The sequence below is a fragment of the Acinetobacter sp. 1000160 genome (assembly GCF_000588715.1).
GTDB classification, from domain to species: domain Bacteria; phylum Pseudomonadota; class Gammaproteobacteria; order Pseudomonadales; family Moraxellaceae; genus Acinetobacter; species Acinetobacter courvalinii.
Genome location: NZ_JFWP02000001.1, coordinates 526,621 through 545,699, shown reverse-complemented (window position 1 = coordinate 545,699; position 19,079 = coordinate 526,621). Strand labels below are relative to the sequence as shown.

Here is a 19,079-nt window from a genome sequence, read left to right as displayed (position 1 = left end):
AAGCGTTACATCTAATCTGATATAAAAATTTTAATAAAAAGAGGTTGATAATTATGAATATTTTTAAGTTTTTAAAAAGCTTTAATACGGTAGATTTCTATTTGGTGCTTGCAAGCATTATGCTCGCAGTACTGATATGTTTATTTTATATTGTAAGCCCGAACTGAGATGAGGCTTAATCTGGCAAAAATGATGTCTAGCGTTTTTAGACGTCCACATTGCAAGGTTGATCCTGTTGATGAGATATGATGATGTAAACGGCTTGAAATATTTTTTCGCTCACATTCATAACAATAGAACAAAGCTTATTGGAATAAACCTTTAATCGCCGTGATACTTGTATGAACTTTAGCAAAATCAAAGGCTAGGTAACTTATGTGAAAAATTGCAGAAAGATTTTGTAGACATTTTTAAATCATGTAATATTTCTCTTTATAAATAATAGCTTAAATCAATTTATTGGCTTATGTTGATTTTGTGCTGTAGATATCTGAAAAAAAGCTAAATTGTTGCAATAGACAGTTTTAATTTTTGTCATAAAATCGTCATAATCGCATTGCATAGTGCATACGGTTTCATAAATTGTTTATAACGAGAAGAGTCTAATGTCTTTAAGAGTTGGTGTTGCTGCTTTAGGGTTATTATCAAGTAGTTTAGTTTTTTCAGCAGTCACAATCACTGCACCTGAAGAAATCGTGATTCTTGCTGTAAATGGTCAGGAAGTAAATAATGGATTAATTCCTTCAAAGAAAAATAATTATCAGGTCGATCCTGGTAATTTGCTAGTCAATGTGCGTTATCGTGAATATTTCGAGCATTTGAACGGTGAACATGACATCGTTAAATCCGGTGTAGTCACGCTTCAGGCAGCTAATTTGCAGGATAATCAGTCTTATAGTCTGGCGCTTGTAAATGCACCAAAAGACTTTGATGCTGCCAAAAAATATGCCGATCAACCTACAGTTGCTTTATATGATCAAAATAAAAAACTTGTAGTACAACAAACCGGTGCGAACAATGAAGCGCAACCCTGGTTTACAGGAAATAATTTCCTAAGCCGGACCCTAGATTTAACGCAAAAGAATAAAAACAATGCTGTAAACCAGCCAGCACCTGTTTATTCAGGAGCTAACTCACAAGCAGCGGTTGTTGCATCTGCGCCAGTTGCGGTCACAACGACAGCCCCAACGGGAACAGCAAAGACGACCGATCAGCAAATGGCAGATTTATGGCAAAAAGCATCTAAGGCTGAACGTCAAAAATTCATGGCATGGTTAGCTGGTCAAAGCAACTAAATTTCATATCCATAAAAGGCCGATGATCTCATCGGCTTTTTTATGTCTCTAAAAAATAATTAGAGTGTTTCTTTCTTAATATCTAGCAGTACGTTATACCTGATTTTCTGTCAGAACTGCCTGATCCAATTTTTGAGTAGACCAGATCGAACCATTTGGTGCACTTTGTGCTCGATCTCTTGCTTGTTGGTAAAAGCGTAAAAACAGTAAAGAGAAGCATATCGCAACAATATCTATCCAGATTAAATATCCTGTTGAATACCATAACCCTTGAATAGGAAATAGATAAGCGAGAATAGAGGTGGATGGAATCAGCAATAAAATTACCGCAATGGCTAAGAAGAGTTGAGCTAATGCTTTGGCTGCGCCAATAAGAAAACTGTATAAAATACAAGCAATAAATACAAAATAGTAGCTATACATAAATACATGGTTATGACTTTGTAATTGCATTGGAGTGACGTAGGCCCATCGTCCAGCCAGCATGCTCACACATATTGCCAGTATACAGCCTAGACACGCACCGATCGTAAGATTAGTAATAAACATCACATCCTTACGTTGTTGTGGAGCGGGCAGATTAGGATTTTTCTGTTTCCTTAAGCGGGTTTCAATCCACAGGATATTGCCAGAATAAAATAAATAAGCCCCACCTAAACCAAAGATTAAATAAATCCAGCGAATGGGTTCGCCACCATAATTACCAAAATGCAGTGCGAACATAGAACGGATCAGTGACGCAGCCGTGCTTTCTTCTGTTGAGAGGGTTTTGGTTGGATATGGTGAATTTTGATAAGGATTAAAATTCATATAATCAAACGTATCACCCCGTAGCATCCGATCCGGATGATACAGTGCAACGAATGCAGAGGCCCGTTCAGGATGATCCAGCTGGTTGAAACGGATACCATCAATGCGATAATCAGGGGCAGCTCTCTGTATATTCTGGAAAATCTTTTCTACATCGAGCTGTGGAGCTGGATCAACAATTTTTACCGCAGGCGGTCGTTCAAAAAGTGGTTTGTCTTTTGAGACCAGCTGGCTAAGTGCACTATAGAAAATATCATGAAAGGCAAAAACAACGACGGTTACACTGATAATGATATGAAAAGGTAAGCTGGTGATGCCAATGACATTATGGGTATCCAACCAAAAACGTTTCTTATTTTTACCTGGGCGGATCGCAAAATAATCTTTGATCAATGTCGGCAATAACACGATCAGACCGGACATGATTGCAAGAAAGTAGAGAACTGCAACCACACCCATTACCATAACACCCGCAGTATGATGTCCCATCATGCCGGGAATACCTGCGGTTTCATGGAGTTGTTCAATCAGCCAACCTAATTTAGATACATTCTCTTGTTGAGCAATCAACTGACCATTGGCATCGAGTGTCGCCAACATACTGGTTTGAGCGATATCAACTCCGTGATGATCTTCCGCTGACTCATGTGCTGCTTGCCATTGAATCGGCGCATTATGTCCTTCTGGTGAGTTAAAACTTAGGGTAAAGGCTTGCTTTGTCTCTGGATATTGTGCCTGTACCTGTGCAACGAGCTGGTTATATTGGTTAGGTTGAATGGCCGCTAGTTTTTGTTGAGGAGGCGTTGCCCATTGGCTCAGCTGGTGCTGGAACATGGTTAGTCCACCGGCAAAAAAGCAGATGAAGAGAAGAATACCGGCACTGACTCCGACCCATGTATGAAGATTTTTACCTGTTTTAATGATATCTGCGCGAACTTTCATTTTTAACCTCTCAACCAGAACAACAGGGCATAAGCAAGCACATTCGCAATGCTGAAAATTACAATACTTTGCCAACCTTTCGGGATGAAATAGACCATAAAGAAACTAAATAGCCAGAACCACGGGATCGACCACATGCCTAACTGAGGGGCTAGGGAAGAATCTGTATGAGATTTACTGAGTAGAACAATGATTGCACCGATCGCTATCGCAAAGCTCAAGCCAAGAAAACAACCCGTAAGCGTTTTTGTCCACCAGTCTGGTTGAAGTTTTTGTTTGAGTGGATTCATTTTAATTTGGCCTTTTTATGAACATCAGCAGAGGCGCGAATGACCAGACCAGTGTCGCAATTGCAAGCCAGATCAAGATTGCCACGAGTAAAGGCAACGCATAAAGCAACATGCTTAAACCGAGCAATAAACCGATGAGGGCTATATAAAAAGAATAACGACCCAGTTGGGTTTTTAAGAAAATCTGATTAGGATGGCTGAGATAAAGACCCAGACAGGATAGAAGCGAAATTATGATTCCGAGTAGTTTTAAAGACATAGGTAAAATCTGCAAATATGAATGATAATAATTATTATTTAAATTTTAGCAGAATTAGAGCTTATATAGAAATTTATTAAGATCGTACTAGCAAAGAGCAATTTGTCAGGCTACTTCATAAGAATTTTATTTACGGTCTAAATTAAAAAAGGCCACCAGATCTGGCAGCCTTTTTTTAAAAGATACAGTAATGGAAAATAACTTACTGGCCTAACCAGATAAAGTACCCGAGAACCATCAAAGGCCAGGCGATATAAGGGCTAAATAACCATTTCCATAACCAGAATCTTGGCACAAATCCAACCCCATGCACGAAGCCACCAGAAATTCCAATCATCACCAGCATCAGCAGGCTATGATTATAGTGTCCGTTAGCATCCAGCATCAGCGATGGATGGACCAGTAAAATAGCAGCAAGGGGCAATGCCAACAAAAACGAAATGGTCATTGCAAGCACTTGCGCTTTACGATTCTTCGGTGTTGTCATTGCTTCAGCCATTTTATTATTCCTCATCTAAATTTTGATGGTGTTCGATATACAGTGCACTGAGTACACCTGCAAAACATGCCATCAAAATGCCTAGAATCCATGCAAAATACCACATGTCACATCTCCTGATTAGTACAAACTATGTGAATTTTCTTCAATGTGTTTGTTGGTGATGACGCCCCACATTTTGTAATACGACCAAGAGGTATAGATCAAAATGAGAGGTACGAAGATACATGCAGCAACTGTCATTACCCCGAGGGTTTTATGACTGGAAACAGCATCCCACATGGTCAAGCTTGATGTTGGATCAATGCTTGATGGTAATAAGAACGGAAATAATGCAAAACCGGCAGTCAGGATTGCACCGATAATCATCAAGCTTGTGCCTGTAAAACTTGCAGCCGCTTTATGTTTGCCTGCACTAATGATGACCAATAGCGCACCTAAAATTGCAACAATAGGTGCAGCCATCGTAATCGGATAAGTTGCGTAGTTATTGAACCAACCATGATTGGCATTGGTCACCACTTCTTTGGCAAGCGGATTCAGCGCAGCATTGGTATTCACCGCAGTCGCATAGCTATAACCAGAGATATTGCCGAAGAATAACCAGGCACCCGCAGCCAAGAAGCATACAAGGAAGGCAATTGCCATGATTTGTGTTGCCTTGGCAGAACGGTTATGTAAATCGCCATCGGTACGTAGCATCAACCAGGCCCCGCCGTGTGCACATAGCATCGATAAGCTAACAATACCGCAAATCAGTGCAAAGGGATTTAATAGGGCAAAGAAGCTACCGGTATATTGTGAACGTAAGGTGTCATCCAGACTGAAGGGTACGCCGAGAAACAAGTTGCCGAATGCCACACCAAACACCAGTGCAGGCACTGCACCACCGATACATAGCCCCCAATCCCAAGAGGTACGCCATTGGGTATTCTCTAATTTAGAGCGATAGTCGAAGCCGACAGGTCGCAGGAACAGGGCAAATAGAACTAGAAGCAAGGCCCAGTACATGCCGGAGAAGGCAACGGCATAAACCATTGGCCAGGCTGCAAATAAAGCACCACCAGCGGTAATGAACCAGACCTGGTTACCATCCCAGTGCGGTGCAATCGTATTGATTGCAGCACGGCGTTCAGAATCTGTTTTACCTACGAATGGCATGAGTGCCATTGAGCCCATATCGAAACCGTCGGTGAGGGCAAAGCCAATCAGCAGAACACCAACCAGTACCCACCAGATAATTTTTAGGAGTTCATATTCGATCATGACTGAGCCTCCCCAGCTTTTGCTTCGAGTTTTTCGAAGTGATATTTACCTGTATGTAACGAGCTTGGACCTAGACGCGCAAATTTGATCATTAAGTACATTTCGATAATCAGCAGTACGGTATAGAACGCAGCCAGCGCAATAATTGAACCCCATACATCGCCTGTACTGATACTTGAAGCAGACAGGTGTGTTGGTAAGATTTCACCAATTGACCAGGGTTGACGACCGCCTTCAGCTACATACCAACCTGTTTGAGCTGCAATCCATGGGAGCGGGAGAGCAAACAAAGCAAATTTAAGTAACCAAGGTTTATCTTCGGCATTACGTTTTGCCACGGACCAGGTTGCTAAAAGGAAGAGCAATAACATCAGGAAGCCAGAAGCCACCATCGCACGGAATGAGAAGAACAGAGCAGCGACATTTGGAATAGTATCTTTGGTCGCGGCTTGGATATGTTCTTCAGTTGCATCAACCACATTTGGAGAATATTTTTTCAAGAGTAGGCCATAACCTAAGTCTTTCTGATTTTTCTCAAATGAAGCCAGTAAGTCTGGAGAACGGTCACCCGCACGCAGTTTTTCCAACTCGCTATAAGCCACCATACCGTTACGGATACGCACTTCATGTTCTTTCATCAAGTCACGTAAACCAGTCACTTCTTTGTCTGTAGAACGCGTAGCAATAATCCCCATCACATAAGGAATTTTAATTGCATAATCGGTACGCATTTCCTGCTGATTTGGGAGACCAAATAAGGTAAATGCAGCAGGTGCCGGTTCGGTATGCCATTCAGCTTCGATTGCAGCAAGTTTGGTTTTTTGAACATCACCGAGTTCATAGCCTGATTCATCACCAAGCAAAATCACAGAAAGTGTTGACGCTAAACCGAAAATGGCAGCAATCGCGAATGAACGACGTGCAAACGGTAAGTCACGTTTCTTTAATAGGTAGTAGCTAGAGATCGCAAGCACGAAGATCGCACCTGTGACATAACCTGCTGAAACGGTATGCACAAACTTCACCTGAGCAACCGGGTTGAAGATCAACGCACCGAAGTCCACCAGTTCCATACGCATGGTTTCGTAGTTAAATGCAGCACCGACCGGGTTTTGCATCCAACCGTTTGCAATCAGAATCCACAAGGCAGACATATTCGAGCCAATTGCAACCAGCCAAGTCACACCTAAATGCTGGACTTTAGACAGGCGATCCCAGCCAAAGAAGAACAAACCGATAAAGGTGGATTCAAGGAAGAAGGCCATCAAACCTTCAATGGCAAGCGGGGCACCGAAAATATCGCCGACATAGTGAGAATAATAGGCCCAGTTGGTCCCAAACTGGAATTCCATGGTCAGACCAGTGGTTACACCTAAGGCAAAGTTAATCCCGAAGAGTTTCCCCCAGAATTTGGTCATGTCCTTATAGATTTCCTTGCCAGAAATCACATAGGTGGTTTCCATAATGGCAAGGATAAAAGCCAGACCTAAAGTAAGAGGGACGAAAAGAAAGTGATACATTGCGGTCATTGCAAATTGGAACCGCGAAAGATCGACCACGCTTTCAGAAATCATCAACGTGTCTCCTGAGTTTTAGACATGTCACCAGCAATACGCTCGGCAACTTCATTGTTAAAATCTTTTGGAATCGTAGGGGCGTCAAACCAGATGTGTTTAATCACCAAGAGAAGTGCAACTTTAATAATAAGAATAATCGTGATTTCTCGGATGAGCCGCCGATTTGGATCTTGAGAACTCGTGTTCATAGAACTTAGCCTCATACACATTTTTAAAAGATGTAAAACATTATTAAATAAAAAGTATTAAAAATAAACCTTTAAGGGTTTTAAAATAATTTATTTAAAATAATACATTAAAAACAATAGCTTATACTTATTTTGGTTAAAAATTAAAATATTTTATTTAACCGACTAAAATAATTGGAATTAACTTTTAAATCTGATTAAAACAGTTGTATTTATAATATTAAACCTGATTAAAAAGCTATGATTTAAAATAAATTAAATAAAAATTAAACCAACTAAAATAGTATGAATATAAAATATATAATATATACATAGGCTTATCATTTTAGTTATCAATTTAAAATATTTTTACGATCTCATTTTCATGAAACCTAGTATTTAGCTTGGATTTATTTGCAAAAATGTGATCAACATCACTTTTGTTTTTTGGGGATTTCTAGATCACGAATCATTTAAAAAGGGAAGGTACAAATCTAAACTTTTTATTGTGTACTTTTGTAACAAAGTGTTTGGTTTGCGCTTAAAGTTCGTTTTAAACGTTATCGGGGGAGTTTTAGTCTGGAGTAAACAGATTATTGGAAAGCGAAATCTTCTTGGCAAGATAGTGCGAATTTGATTTTTGACTGATCAGCAACACTTGTGATTGCAATTCAAGTTCGCCGTATTCGGGTTCAACCTGTACATAATACAGTTGTCCGAATTCATCACGAACACGCGCCTGAGCTGAAAAACCTGGACGGGCATTACCTGTTGAGATCGTTGCGAGCCGGCCCACCAGATTTGTATGGGTATGGATGACTTTGGGTTTAATGACCTGATCCAGACAGTGAATCATAAACACGGTAAAGAAGATGTCGATGACCAGCGCAGGAACAAATAAATAATAGGGTGAAATAAAGTAATGCTGTAAGGCAAAGAACGACAGTTCCAGAAAATAGCCTGCAAAACTAAAGTTAATCAGTAAGAAAACAAAAATCAGGTATTTGGAAAACTTTACATCTAGCAAAGGTGAGTGCAGTAACCACTCCGGTGCCAGCTTCTTGACCAAGTGGCTTGGACGCAAACCAATAAAAATACCAATGGTTTCTGCAATGCTAAGCACAATCAAAGCCACGACGCTCATATGAAATGGCATCAGGTAGTAGTTGAGAAAAAACTCAGTCATTGCAGAATTCATGATTTAAGCATCAATCAATATAGATACCACCATCCGAGTGCACTTCCAGATTTACTTTTTCAAGAAATTCACCCAGACAGGGACCTGAAATACATTCACCTGTCTCGACAGAAAATAATGCACCGTGAGTAGAACACTGGATATATTCGCGATCCTGATCCAGAAACTGGTTTTCCAAAAACTCAAGTTCTGTTTGCAAATGCGGGCAAACATTCTGATAGGCATAAAAACTGCCATCTTTTTGAGTAATGAAAATGGTGGTCCCTTTCATCGTATCGTATGCACGAGACTCACGCTCCGGGACTTCTTCAGTCATGCAAATCTTTTCCATGTTAAGCACATTCCTGTTGAGCTTTTTTAAATTGTTCTAAAAGTTCTGCGTAGTTTTCGACACTTAGACGTGGACCAAATTGTGCTACAACTTCGCTAGAGATTAAAATAGCAAGTTGAGCGGCAGCTTCCAAGCTTAAACCTGCATTAATTGCATACAGGAACGCACCTGAGAATGCATCACCCGCGCCGTTAGTATCGACGGCTTCCACTGCACGGCCATTGACATGGAACTGATGGGCTGCATCTACAATCACTGCACCTTTGGCACCTTGCGTGATCACAAGCTGCTGGTTTTTTAATTTCAGCATTTCGATTGCAGCTTCAAGATTTTTTGTCTCGGTGAACATCAGTGCTTCCTGTTCGTTACAGAACAGCAGGTCCACACCCTCATCCAGAAGTTCTTCTAGACCTGATCGTGCATATTGCACCATTGCAGGATCAGAAAGCGACAGGGCAATTTTAACACCATGTGCTTTGGCGAGCGCGCGTGCCTGCTTTACTGCAACGCGTGCCGAATCACTGGTCGATAAATAACCTTCGATATACAACCATTTCGCTGTTTTTAACGGTTCAAAGTCAATCTGTTCAGCGGTCAGTTCAGCAGTAATACCGAGATAAGTTTGCATGGTACGTTCAGAATCCGGGCTAATCAGCACCATACAGGTGCCTGTTACGCCTTCACTGATAGATTGGTTGGCTGTTTGGATACCTGCTTCGTTTAAACCGCTTAAATAGATTGAGCCAAGTTCATCGTTGCCGACACGGCAACCATAAAATGCAGTACCGCCTAAAGCACTAAAAGCAACGCTGGTGTTCGCTGCCGAACCGCCACTGGCTTGGCCTTTATAGTTTTGGGTCGCTTGTAATTTTTGATATAAATTTGCCTGTGTTTCGCCATCGGCCAAATGCATTGTGCCTTTTGGCAATCCTTGTTGCGTTAGAAACTCATTTGAAACCTTAAATTCCTGGTCAATGAGTGCATTACCAATTGCAAAAAGATCAACAGTTGCCATGTTTGTCATCACAGTAAAAATCAAAAAGCAAAGTTTACACCAATGCTCAGGATTACAATAGTTTGTTGAAGAAAATTCAGCAAATCGTGGCATTACAGTCAAATCAAGACAATTAGATGAGCAAGATTGGGTTCAAGAGAACCGATCTATCTTTCTAGGAGTAGAGCCAATCATAAATAAAGGCTTATTTTGAGTGACTTAATCTGTTCATAGATACTGCACCAGCCGCTGATTCCTATTTAAAGTCAGGGTGATCAATCTGTTGGAATAGCACAGGGTAATTTCTAGAAGATTTGAGGAAATGTTGTTTTCGCTTAGGCGCTGCATTTTTCTACAAAAATAGAGTAATTTACATGGATATCGATACGTATTCTTCGGTAGACTCTCTATAATCAATCGTAATGATTTAATAGAGATAAATTGGAGATCACATGACTGTAGATGTTACTGAAAGCATTACCCAAACTATTCATCCCGCGTTTCAGCTATTACGTCAACACCATGTAGAAGCACTCGATATTCAAGTTTCAGAATATAAGCATAAAGTAACTGGTGCAGTTCACTATCATTTGGCCACCAATCACGATGAAAATGTATTCCTGGTGGCATTTAGAACCCAGCCTATGGATTCAAAAGGAACGGCACATATTTTAGAGCATACCGCATTATGTGGTTCCGAGAAGTTTCCGGTACGCGATCCGTTTTTCCTGATGATCCGCCGTTCGCTGAATACTTTCATGAATGCTTTTACTGCGGCAGACTGGACCGCTTATCCTTTTGCGACCCAAAACAAAAAAGATTTTCAAAACTTACTGTCTGTTTATTTAGATGCCGCTTTTGCTGCCAATCTGAACCCTTTAGACTTTGCTCAGGAAGGGATCCGCATCGAGCTTGAAAATGATCAGGCCGTTTACAAAGGTGTGGTCTTTAATGAAATGAAAGGCGCGATGAGCTCTCCAACCGATCAGCTCTATCATCAACTTGCGCACCATTTGTTCCCGGAAACAACTTATCACTATAACTCTGGTGGTGATCCGAAAGACATTCCAGATTTAAGCTATGAGCAACTGGTTGATTTCTATAAAACCCATTATCACCCAAGTAATGCAGTATTCATGACCTTTGGTAACCAAAGTGCCTATGACCTGCAAGAACAGTTTGAGACGCTGGCATTACATAAATTCTCTCAAGGCACGACCTTATACTCAAAACCTGAGAAGCGTTTAACGGCTCCGGTCGAAGTAACTGAAAGCTATGCGGTTGATAGTGAAGATTTAAAAGATAAAACCTATCATGTGATGTCATGGTTGTTGCCAGAAACCAGTGATACCAAACTACGTCTAGGGATGCGTCTGGTCGAAGGAATTTTATTAGAGAATTCGGCTTCGCCATTACGTCACTATCTGGAAACCTGTGGTTATGCACAATCAACAGGTCCTTTAATGGGCGTTGATGACAGCAATTTTGAAATGACCTTCTATTGCGGGGTGCAAGGTTCAAATGCTGAACATGCAGAAACCTTTAAAAATGGCATTCTGGATATTCTGAAAGAGGTGGCTTCCAAGCCGGTTGATACTGATTTTGTCGATGCCATTCTGCATCAAATCGAATTACATCAACGTGAAATTAATGGTGATGGTACGCCGTATGGACTCAGTCTGATCTTAAATGGATTGGGCAGTGCCATTCACCATAGTGATCCGGTGCATGTCTGGGATGTGGATTCTGCGATTGAACAAGTCAAAGAAGAGTTGAAAGACCCGATGTGGTTGTCAAACCTGATTCAGACTCACTTGCTGGATAACCCGCACCGTGTACAAATGACCTTGGTTCCGGATGCAACCAAATCGTTGAAAGAGCAACAGGCAGAACAGGCGCGACTGGCTGACATTACTGCAACTTTAACCGATGCACAGAAAGTCGAGATTGAAGCAAAAACCGCAGCATTAAAACAGCGTCAGGATACCCCTGACAACCTTGAGCTACTACCAAAAGTCGGTCTGGAAGATGTCCCAGCCGAGTTGCAGATCGTTCAAGGCCAGTTGCGTGAAATTATCTGTAATGGTCTGGATACCCCATTAAACCTATATCATGCGGGCACCAATGGGATTTACTATCAACAGGTATTGATTCAGATCCCGGATGAGATTGTTCAGTCACCTTACTTCAACTTGCTGTCTATCCTGATGGGTGAAGTCGGCGCTGGTGAATATGATTATCTTGAATTCCAGCAGATTCAGACAGCCGTAAGTGGCGGTTTAGGTATGGGCGCTTCTTTGCGCAGTAAGGTCGACGACAAAGACCGGATCAGTGCATGGCTTACTTTAACCACCAAATCGCTGACCCAAAAGCTGGATGCCATTCAATTATTGAAACTCGCTTTTGAGCAGCTCCGTTTTGATGAGAAAGATCGCATTATTGAATTATTACAGCAGCGTAAAACGCGTTGGCAGTCACGTTTGTCTGGTTCTGGTCATAGCTATGCGATGCAGGCTGCATCTCGACAAATGAGTGCCTTGGCGCGCCGTGATTATCATAACACCGGCTTGGGCGCATTAAACTGGCTCAGTGACTTGGTGACCAAAATTGATCAGGATGATACTGCTTATCAAGCATTGATTGGCGAGTTACAGTCGATTCACCGTAAATTACTACAAGCGCCTAAACAATTCTTATTGGTCTGTGAAGAACATCAATCAGACCGTTTGGTTGAAGAAGTGCAAAATGTCTGGGACAAACTGGCTGTTGATCAGGCACCTGTGAGTTTAACGGCAGTTGAACAGGTCAATACTTCAGACGATGAAGCCTGGTTGATTCAAGCCAATGTTCAATTCTGCGCGTCAGCCTATCAGGCGGTAGATGTGGCGCATCCGGATGCAGCACCGTTGATGGTGCTGGCTGCCTATTTACGCAATGGTTTCCTGCATAGTGCCATTCGTGAAAAAGGCGGTGCCTATGGCGGTGGTGCAAGCTATGATGGTAACGCATGTTCGTTCCGTTTCTATAGCTACCGTGATCCACGCTTAGCTGAAACGTTTAATGATTTTGAAGCCAGTGTGCAATGGTTAATCAATACCGAGCAACAGCCACATCAACTTGAAGAAGCGATTCTGGGCTTAGTTGCAAGTATGGATAAACCAGGTTCTCCGGCGGGTGAAGCAATTACGGCATGTTATGCATTGCTGCATGCACGTACACCAAAATTCCGCAAGATTTTGCGTGAACGCTTGTTAAATGTGAATCTGGACGATTTACAACGCGTTGCCAAACAGTACTTATTGGCTCAAAAACCTGTGAAAGCTGTGGTGGCGCCATTTGCGAAACGTGAAGAATTGCAGAAACTTGGGTTTAGCATCAAGCAAGTCAATTAAAAGAAAAATTGGAGAAATCTATGGCGTTCAAATCTTTTGAGCGTAGTTATCTGGAGCTAAGTGTCCTGACGATACTTGGTTTGACTACATCGCTGGCACACGCGGAAGCGACTGCACCTGCCAGTCCTGCAACCGCGGATGCGTGTGTGGCCTTGGCTTCAAATGCTGAGCGTCTGGCATGTTATGATGCACTTTTTAAGGCACCGGTGGTGATCCAGTCACAACTGCAGGCGCCAGAACCCGCGGTCGCTGTGGCTGCCGCACCAGCTGCAGCCAGTGCGGTGAGAGCTCAACCTGAATCTTTAAAAGAAAAAGTGGTTCAGAAGGTGAGTGATCTGCATATTCTGGGTGCCGCACCAAAATTTGATCCTAATGTCTCTTTGCTGGATCGTCGTTGGGAACTGTCAGAAGAAAGTAAGTTAGGGGTGTGGAATATCCGTGCCTATCAACCGGTTTATCTGTTGCCTGTATTCTGGACCAGTGACAAGAATGAGTTTCCGAGCAGTCCAAACCCTCAAAATACGGTCAAAGACAAGCAGGAGCTGACTTCAAGTGAAGCCAAGTTCCAGATCTCATTCAAAACCAAGGCTTGGGAAAACATCTTTGGCGATAACGGTGACCTCTGGTTAGGCTATACCCAGTCCTCACGCTGGCAAGTCTATAATTCGGATGAGTCGCGACCTTTCCGTGAGACCAATTACGAGCCTGAAGCCAGCTTGATGTTTAGAACCAATTATGAAATTTTGGGTCTGAATGCGCGCTTGCTTGGGGTGACCTTGAATCACCAGTCCAATGGCCGTTCTGATCCGTTATCGCGAAGCTGGAACCGTGTGATTTTTAATCTTGGTTTTGAAAAAGATAACTTTGCACTGATGTTGCGTCCTTGGTATCGCGTTGAAGAAGATGCTAAAGATGACAATAACCCGGATATTAAAGATTATATTGGTCGTGGTGATTTAACCGCATTTTACCGGAAGGGCGATAACGACTTTTCTCTGATGTTGCGTCACTCCTTAAAAGGTGGTGATCGTTCACACGGTGCGGTGCAGTTTGACTGGGCATTCCCGATCACAGGGAAGTTGCGTGGTCATTTGCAACTATTTGACGGTTATGGTGAAAGTCTGATTGATTACAACCATCGTGCAACCTATGCGGGCTTGGGTGTTTCATTGATGAACTGGTATTAAATGAGTTTACATATTCCAGAACCCTTATTACAGCTTGAAGCAAATTGTGGGGTGTTTGCCCTATGGCTGATCTTAAAGCAATATCAAACTCATATTGATATTGCTGACCTGATCCAGCTGTGTGGTCATGATCGTATAGATGGCACATTCACGATTGCGCTGGCTGTAGCCATGAAGAAATTAGGTTATAGCGTTTCATTTTATACGGCGCCTGATCCCAATATCGATAAAAATGAAAAGCAGTATTATGCAGAGGCACAGCGTCTCGGAATTTCTGTCGAGGCTGCTTTAACCTATGCTGAGATTCAGTATACTTTTGAACAGGGTCACTTTGTGATTGTGTTTTACGACACCTTGCAAGGAGTGGGTAATCAGTCCTTGCTGTATTCAATTGATGAACAGGAAGTCAGTTTCTGTGATCATTTTGATGTGATGTCTAAAGCTGTATTTGAGCAACAACGTCAGGCTGATGGCATCTGCCAGCAGGTGATCGTAATTGAGCAGCCTACTCATGCTTATCCAATCTGAATATTGGCATTGGCGTGTTTTAAACGACTCTTTTTCGGTGTTGCAATCAAATAGGCAAGGGTTAAAGGCCCCAGTCGACCTGTAAACATCAATAGACTCAGTACAAACAAACTGCCGTCATGTAACTGGCTTGTGGCGCCACGTGATAAACCGACAGTACAGGCGGCAGAAACTACTTCAAACATCAGGTCCAGTACATCCAGTTTTGGTTCAAGCAAGAAAATGATAAAGCAACCTACAAACACCAGCATGCCTGTAATTGCCGTCACAGCAAGTGCTTTATAGGTTGTTTCTGCTGAAACGGAATGATTAAAGATCCGGATTTCTTCGTTACGCCGTAAAAAAGAAAGCACGCACAGCAACAGGATCACAAACGTACCGACTTTAATGCCACCTGCAGTGCTCAGAGAGCCACCACCAATAAACATCAATAACATGGTCAGTAAGGCTGTACTATGTTCCATTGCGCCGGTATCGATGGTATTAAACCCAGAAGATCGGGGAACGGTGGCCTGAAACCAGGCATTCATGGCTTGTTCACCCAAGCTCATCGAGCCGAGTGTCAGCGGATTATTGGACTCTAATAACCAGATCAGGATAAAAGCGACCAGATTCAGAATCGCGATGGTACTCAGGATCAGTTTGCTGTTTGGTGTCAGTTTGCTCCAGCGCTTATTCTGTTTAACATCAATTAAGACCAGAAAACCAATCCCGCCTAGGGTATACAGCAGGCTAATGGTTAAACAGATCAGGTAATGGCTCTGGAAATTAATCAGACTGTTATCGAATAGGGAAAAGCCAGCATTATTAAAGGCAGACACGCTGTAAAAGATAGCATAATAAAGGCCGCGGGCAAATCCGTACATCGGTGCAAACGAGGCGGTTAAGATCACAACACCAATCAGCTCAAACAGTAGGGTATATAAAACTACCCCTTTGGCGACAAAGGTGACTTTAGACAGGCTGGTTTGGCCAAGGCTGTCCTGTGCCATCATTTGCTGTTTAAGACCTAACTTGGGTGCTAGGCTTAACGCTGCCAGTATGGCGAAGGTCATAAAACCCAAGCCACCGGATTGGATCAATAACAGAATAATAAACTGCCCAAAATGATTGAATGACTCATTTAGATTCACTACAGATAAGCCGGTAATGGTCACCGCTGATGTCGCAGTAAATAAGGCATCCATCCAGCTCACGTTACCTTTGTTGGCAATCGGGAGTTTCAGTAATAATGTGCCGATGACAATAAAACTTAAAAAACCAATGGCCAGTAAAGAAGGCGGGCTCAGGTTAAAAATTTTTTGGGAGTTTATTTTCAATGCCATGTTATGCAAAACATCCTGAAAGTTTTCTGAGGTGGCTAAGCGAGCCTTCCAAAATCAGCACATCATCTGTTTTTAAGGTGAAATTTGGATCAGTGTCATAAAAAATCTGCTGGTCACGTTTAAGTAATAACAGTTTGATATTGGGCTCTTGCTTCAAAATCCCTGATAAATTGACATTATTGAGCTTTTCATTGACTGGAACTTTGACAATATAATGATCGTCATCCAGTGCCATATAGCGGCTCACCATTGGATAGTTTAATGCCTGAGCAACACGAACCCCCATGTCTTCTTCTGGATGAATAATCTTGCTGACATTTAAATGGGAAAGAATCGTATGATGGGCCTTGGTTTTAGCCTTAACCAGAATTTTCTCGACGCCTAAATTTTTCAGGTTGAGTACGCACAAAATACTGGCTTCAATATCTTCGCCAATGGCAACGACCACGGCATCGCAATTTTGGATATTCAGTTCTTCCAGAACATGTTCATCTGTAGCATCGGCAATCACTGCATGTGTAATACGGTCCGCCAGATTTTCCACATTGCGTTTGATGGTATCGATCCCGATGACATCATGTTTCAATTGGGTAAGTTCCAACGCAACAGTTGCCCCAAAACTACCTAAACCAATGACTGCAAACTGTGCCATAACTGTCCTTAACTAAATGATAAAAATGTCTTTTTCTTCATTTTAAAATGGATCAATGGATGGGTTTGTAATGATTTTGTTTGGGTTGAAAAAGCTAGACTGGTTATCGTTCGGACAAAACAAAATTTACAAGGAATATTGTTGGGAATTTAATTACATCAAGCAAATATTTTTGGTTGCAACTTCAATTTTTGGGCCTTGCTAGCGTAGTGTTGGAATGAGTTAAATATAGATATATCCTAATTAAAGTTGGATTTTTTAATTATATCTAAGGCTTCTTGAGCCGTGTTAATTACATTTTTCCATTCTGGTTTATAAATGTAATCGGTATCTAATAAATGCACTCCATATTTATTGAGTATTTTATCTAAAATTTCGGTTAGCTCTTTAATGATACGAATCTCTTCTTCGGACTCTAAAATCCAAGTTAACTCATGGGCAGTATTATTCGCTAATTGAGTATCATCGAAGAAAAAATGAATTATGTCATCTAAATCCATGTCAAGAATTTGCTTATTTTCTTTAATATTAAATCTATAGGGAAAAGTGGCTAGATCTGTTAAGTATACAATTAAATTTTCTCTTCTTTCTTTATACTTTATCATGTTTTCTTCACTATATTAGGCTGATTATGTCTCGTTTAACTATAATAGTGGAACAAGACAGACAATTTTGTTTAAGTTGATATTATACAAGATTCATTTCTGTTCTAAAAAAATAAAGCCGACATCATGCCGGCTTTAAGTCGTTAAGCTACTTATTTAAGGAAACGCTTATAACCAATATTGTTGCTGATTTCAGCATATGGATAAGTGATTTGCTCTAATGTTTCAATCAGACCATCGGGATTCTGTTTGGCATCCGTGGCTTCCAGACCGACCAGTACACGACCTTCTGCTGCACCGTGATTACGGTAATGGAACAGGGTAATGTTATGAGTTGGCCCTAAACGTTCAAGGAAGGTGAGTAGTGCACCTGGACGCTCCGGAAATTCAACACGGAACAAACGCTCATTTTCAATATTGGCATGACCGCCAATCAGATAACGGATATGCAGTTTTGCCACTTCATCATCAGACAGATCATCGACTTCATATTGCTGTTTCAACATCTCATGAATTTCATGGCGTTCGGTTTCACCACCTTTGAGGCTGATGCCGACAAAGACTTGCGCCAGATTGCTTGAGCTGGCACGATAGTTAAACTCAGTAATATTACGACCTTGAAGGGCGCGACAGAACTGCAGGAAGGCACCTTTTTGTTCAGGAATGGTCACGGCATAAATGGCTTCACGGCGTTCACCTAACTCGGTACGTTCTGCAATATAACGTAAACGGTCAAAGTTCATGTTGGCGCCGCACACAATCGAGACCATGTTTTTACCGGTCAATTGATGCTCTGCAACATATTTCTTGATGCCCGCCAAGGCCATGGCGCCTGATGGCTCAACAATGCTACGGTTTTCATCAAAGGTGTCTTTAATCGCAGCACAGATCTCATCAGTATTTACAGTTACGATAACTGGATCAACGATTGGACCTGAATTATCTGATTTACGCAGTCGGATAATATCAAAGGGCAACTCGCCAATCTGCGCAACCGCTGTACCATCGGCAAAGAGACCCACATGTGGTAACACCACACGTTCGTCGGTTTCCAGTGCTGCTTTTAAACATGCCGATTCTTCGTACTCGACACCGATGACTTTGACATGTGGCGCGACTTCACCGAGATAGGCTGCAACACCTGCAATCAATCCACCGCCGCCCACAGCTACAAATACATATTCAACATCACGCCATTGACGCAGTAATTCATTGGCAATGGTGCCTTGACCGGCAATCACCAGCTCATCGTCATAAGGCGGAATGAAAACCAGTCCTTCATCTTCTGCACGTTGTTTGGCATATTTATTGGCAACGTCGAAGCTATCGCCATGTAGCACCACTTGGCCACCCAGACTTTTGACGGCTTGAACTTTAATATCCGGTGTGGTGCTTGGCATCACAATAATGGCATGAATACCTAATTTTTTCCCAGATAACGCTACGCCTTGCGCATGGTTACCTGCGGATGCACAAATCACACCACGCTCAAGCTGATCTTTAGGTAACTGGCTAATGCGGTTATAAGCACCGCGAAGTTTGAAAGAGAATACGGGTTGTAAGTCTTCACGTTTAAATCGAATGTTATTATTAATTTTCTGACTAATTCGTGGAGCTGCTTCAAGCGGTGTTTCAATTGCAACATCGTAAACCGTTGCTTGTAAAATTTGTCGTACCACACGAGACAGCATGTTCTTCTTCCCTATAACAGTTTAAAATAGACGATCATTGTAGCAAACCCCCGTGCATTTGCGCTGTTTTC

At 41.9% G+C, this 19,079-nt stretch carries 19 protein-coding genes; 4 read left to right on the top strand and 15 right to left on the bottom strand.

The window, feature by feature from the left end:
* The first annotated feature begins 605 nt into the window (after positions 1–605).
* Positions 606–1,295 (top strand): DUF2057 family protein, encoded by a 690-nt coding sequence (locus tag J699_RS15755; protein WP_032869457.1) that lies wholly within the window; start codon positions 606–608, stop codon positions 1,293–1,295.
* A 93-nt stretch (positions 1,296–1,388) separates the two neighbouring features.
* On the opposite strand, the gene J699_RS15760 is transcribed toward J699_RS15755, so the two are convergent.
* From J699_RS15760 to J699_RS15800, 11 genes are all read right to left on the bottom strand, one after another.
* On the bottom strand, positions 1,389–3,047 hold the full coding sequence (locus tag J699_RS15760; RefSeq protein WP_032869459.1) for a PepSY-associated TM helix domain-containing protein: 1,659 nt from the start codon (positions 3,045–3,047) through the stop codon (positions 1,389–1,391).
* A 2-nt stretch (positions 3,048–3,049) separates the two neighbouring features.
* Positions 3,050–3,337 carry a hypothetical protein gene (locus tag J699_RS0218370; RefSeq protein ID WP_032869461.1) on the bottom strand — a complete coding sequence of 96 codons (288 nt, stop codon included), beginning with the start codon at positions 3,335–3,337 and terminating at the stop codon, positions 3,050–3,052.
* A gap of 1 nt (position 3,338) precedes the next feature.
* Complete coding sequence (locus J699_RS15765; protein WP_032869463.1) at positions 3,339–3,596, bottom strand: hypothetical protein; 258 nt, start codon at positions 3,594–3,596, stop codon at positions 3,339–3,341.
* 202 nt (positions 3,597–3,798) lie between these two features.
* Positions 3,799–4,095, bottom strand: coding sequence for a cyd operon YbgE family protein (locus J699_RS15770; RefSeq protein ID WP_005257841.1), 297 nt, complete (start codon positions 4,093–4,095; stop codon positions 3,799–3,801).
* A gap of 4 nt (positions 4,096–4,099) precedes the next feature.
* A complete protein-coding gene (cydX, locus tag J699_RS19035) occupies positions 4,100–4,201 on the bottom strand; it encodes a cytochrome bd-I oxidase subunit CydX (RefSeq protein WP_000270276.1) in 102 nt (33 codons plus the stop codon).
* A gap of 14 nt (positions 4,202–4,215) precedes the next feature.
* Entirely contained in the window at positions 4,216–5,361 is a 1,146-nt protein-coding gene (gene cydB / locus J699_RS15775; RefSeq protein ID WP_032869465.1) for a cytochrome d ubiquinol oxidase subunit II, read from the bottom strand.
* Positions 5,358–6,935, bottom strand: coding sequence for a cytochrome ubiquinol oxidase subunit I (locus J699_RS15780; RefSeq protein ID WP_005230736.1), 1,578 nt, complete (start codon positions 6,933–6,935; stop codon positions 5,358–5,360). The genes cydB and J699_RS15780 overlap by 4 nt, the downstream gene beginning before the upstream one ends.
* Complete coding sequence (gene cydP / locus J699_RS15785) at positions 6,935–7,126, bottom strand: cytochrome oxidase putative small subunit CydP (RefSeq protein ID WP_004653758.1); 192 nt, start codon at positions 7,124–7,126, stop codon at positions 6,935–6,937. The genes J699_RS15780 and cydP overlap by 1 nt, the downstream gene beginning before the upstream one ends.
* A gap of 553 nt (positions 7,127–7,679) precedes the next feature.
* Positions 7,680–8,291 (bottom strand): OB-fold-containig protein, encoded by a 612-nt coding sequence (locus tag J699_RS15790; RefSeq protein WP_165569271.1) that lies wholly within the window; start codon positions 8,289–8,291, stop codon positions 7,680–7,682.
* A gap of 22 nt (positions 8,292–8,313) precedes the next feature.
* Positions 8,314–8,619 (bottom strand): Rieske (2Fe-2S) protein, encoded by a 306-nt coding sequence (locus J699_RS15795; RefSeq protein WP_104021878.1) that lies wholly within the window; start codon positions 8,617–8,619, stop codon positions 8,314–8,316.
* A 16-nt stretch (positions 8,620–8,635) separates the two neighbouring features.
* Positions 8,636–9,649, bottom strand: a complete 1,014-nt coding sequence (locus tag J699_RS15800) for an adenosine kinase (protein WP_032869763.1) — start codon at positions 9,647–9,649, stop codon at positions 8,636–8,638.
* Between the two features lie 431 nt (positions 9,650–10,080).
* On the opposite strand from J699_RS15800, the gene J699_RS15805 reads away from it, so the two are divergent.
* From J699_RS15805 to J699_RS15815, 3 genes are read left to right on the top strand one after another with little or no spacing between them, the layout of a single operon-like run.
* Positions 10,081–13,020 (top strand): insulinase family protein, encoded by a 2,940-nt coding sequence (locus J699_RS15805; RefSeq protein ID WP_032869469.1) that lies wholly within the window; start codon positions 10,081–10,083, stop codon positions 13,018–13,020.
* 20 nt (positions 13,021–13,040) lie between these two features.
* A complete protein-coding gene (locus J699_RS15810; protein ID WP_032882692.1) occupies positions 13,041–14,207 on the top strand; it encodes a phospholipase A in 1,167 nt (388 codons plus the stop codon).
* Positions 14,208–14,735, top strand: coding sequence for a cysteine peptidase family C39 domain-containing protein (locus J699_RS15815; protein ID WP_032869473.1), 528 nt, complete (start codon positions 14,208–14,210; stop codon positions 14,733–14,735). It abuts the gene before it with no gap.
* Here the strand turns inward: J699_RS15815 and J699_RS15820 are convergent.
* The 4 genes from J699_RS15820 to ilvA all read right to left on the bottom strand — a co-directional run bounded on the left by J699_RS15820 (position 14,723) and on the right by ilvA (position 19,008).
* Entirely contained in the window at positions 14,723–16,060 is a 1,338-nt protein-coding gene (locus J699_RS15820) for a TrkH family potassium uptake protein (protein ID WP_005230730.1), read from the bottom strand. The genes J699_RS15815 and J699_RS15820 overlap by 13 nt on opposite strands.
* Before the next feature lies 1 nt (position 16,061).
* Complete coding sequence (locus J699_RS15825; protein WP_005286116.1) at positions 16,062–16,712, bottom strand: potassium channel family protein; 651 nt, start codon at positions 16,710–16,712, stop codon at positions 16,062–16,064.
* Positions 16,713–16,951: 239 nt separating this feature from the next.
* On the bottom strand, positions 16,952–17,317 hold the full coding sequence (locus tag J699_RS0218360) for an SCO4402 family protein (protein WP_032869476.1): 366 nt from the start codon (positions 17,315–17,317) through the stop codon (positions 16,952–16,954).
* Positions 17,318–17,469: 152 nt separating this feature from the next.
* Positions 17,470–19,008 (bottom strand): threonine ammonia-lyase, biosynthetic, encoded by a 1,539-nt coding sequence (ilvA, locus tag J699_RS15830; protein WP_032869478.1) that lies wholly within the window; start codon positions 19,006–19,008, stop codon positions 17,470–17,472.
* Positions 19,009–19,079 lie beyond the last annotated feature (71 nt).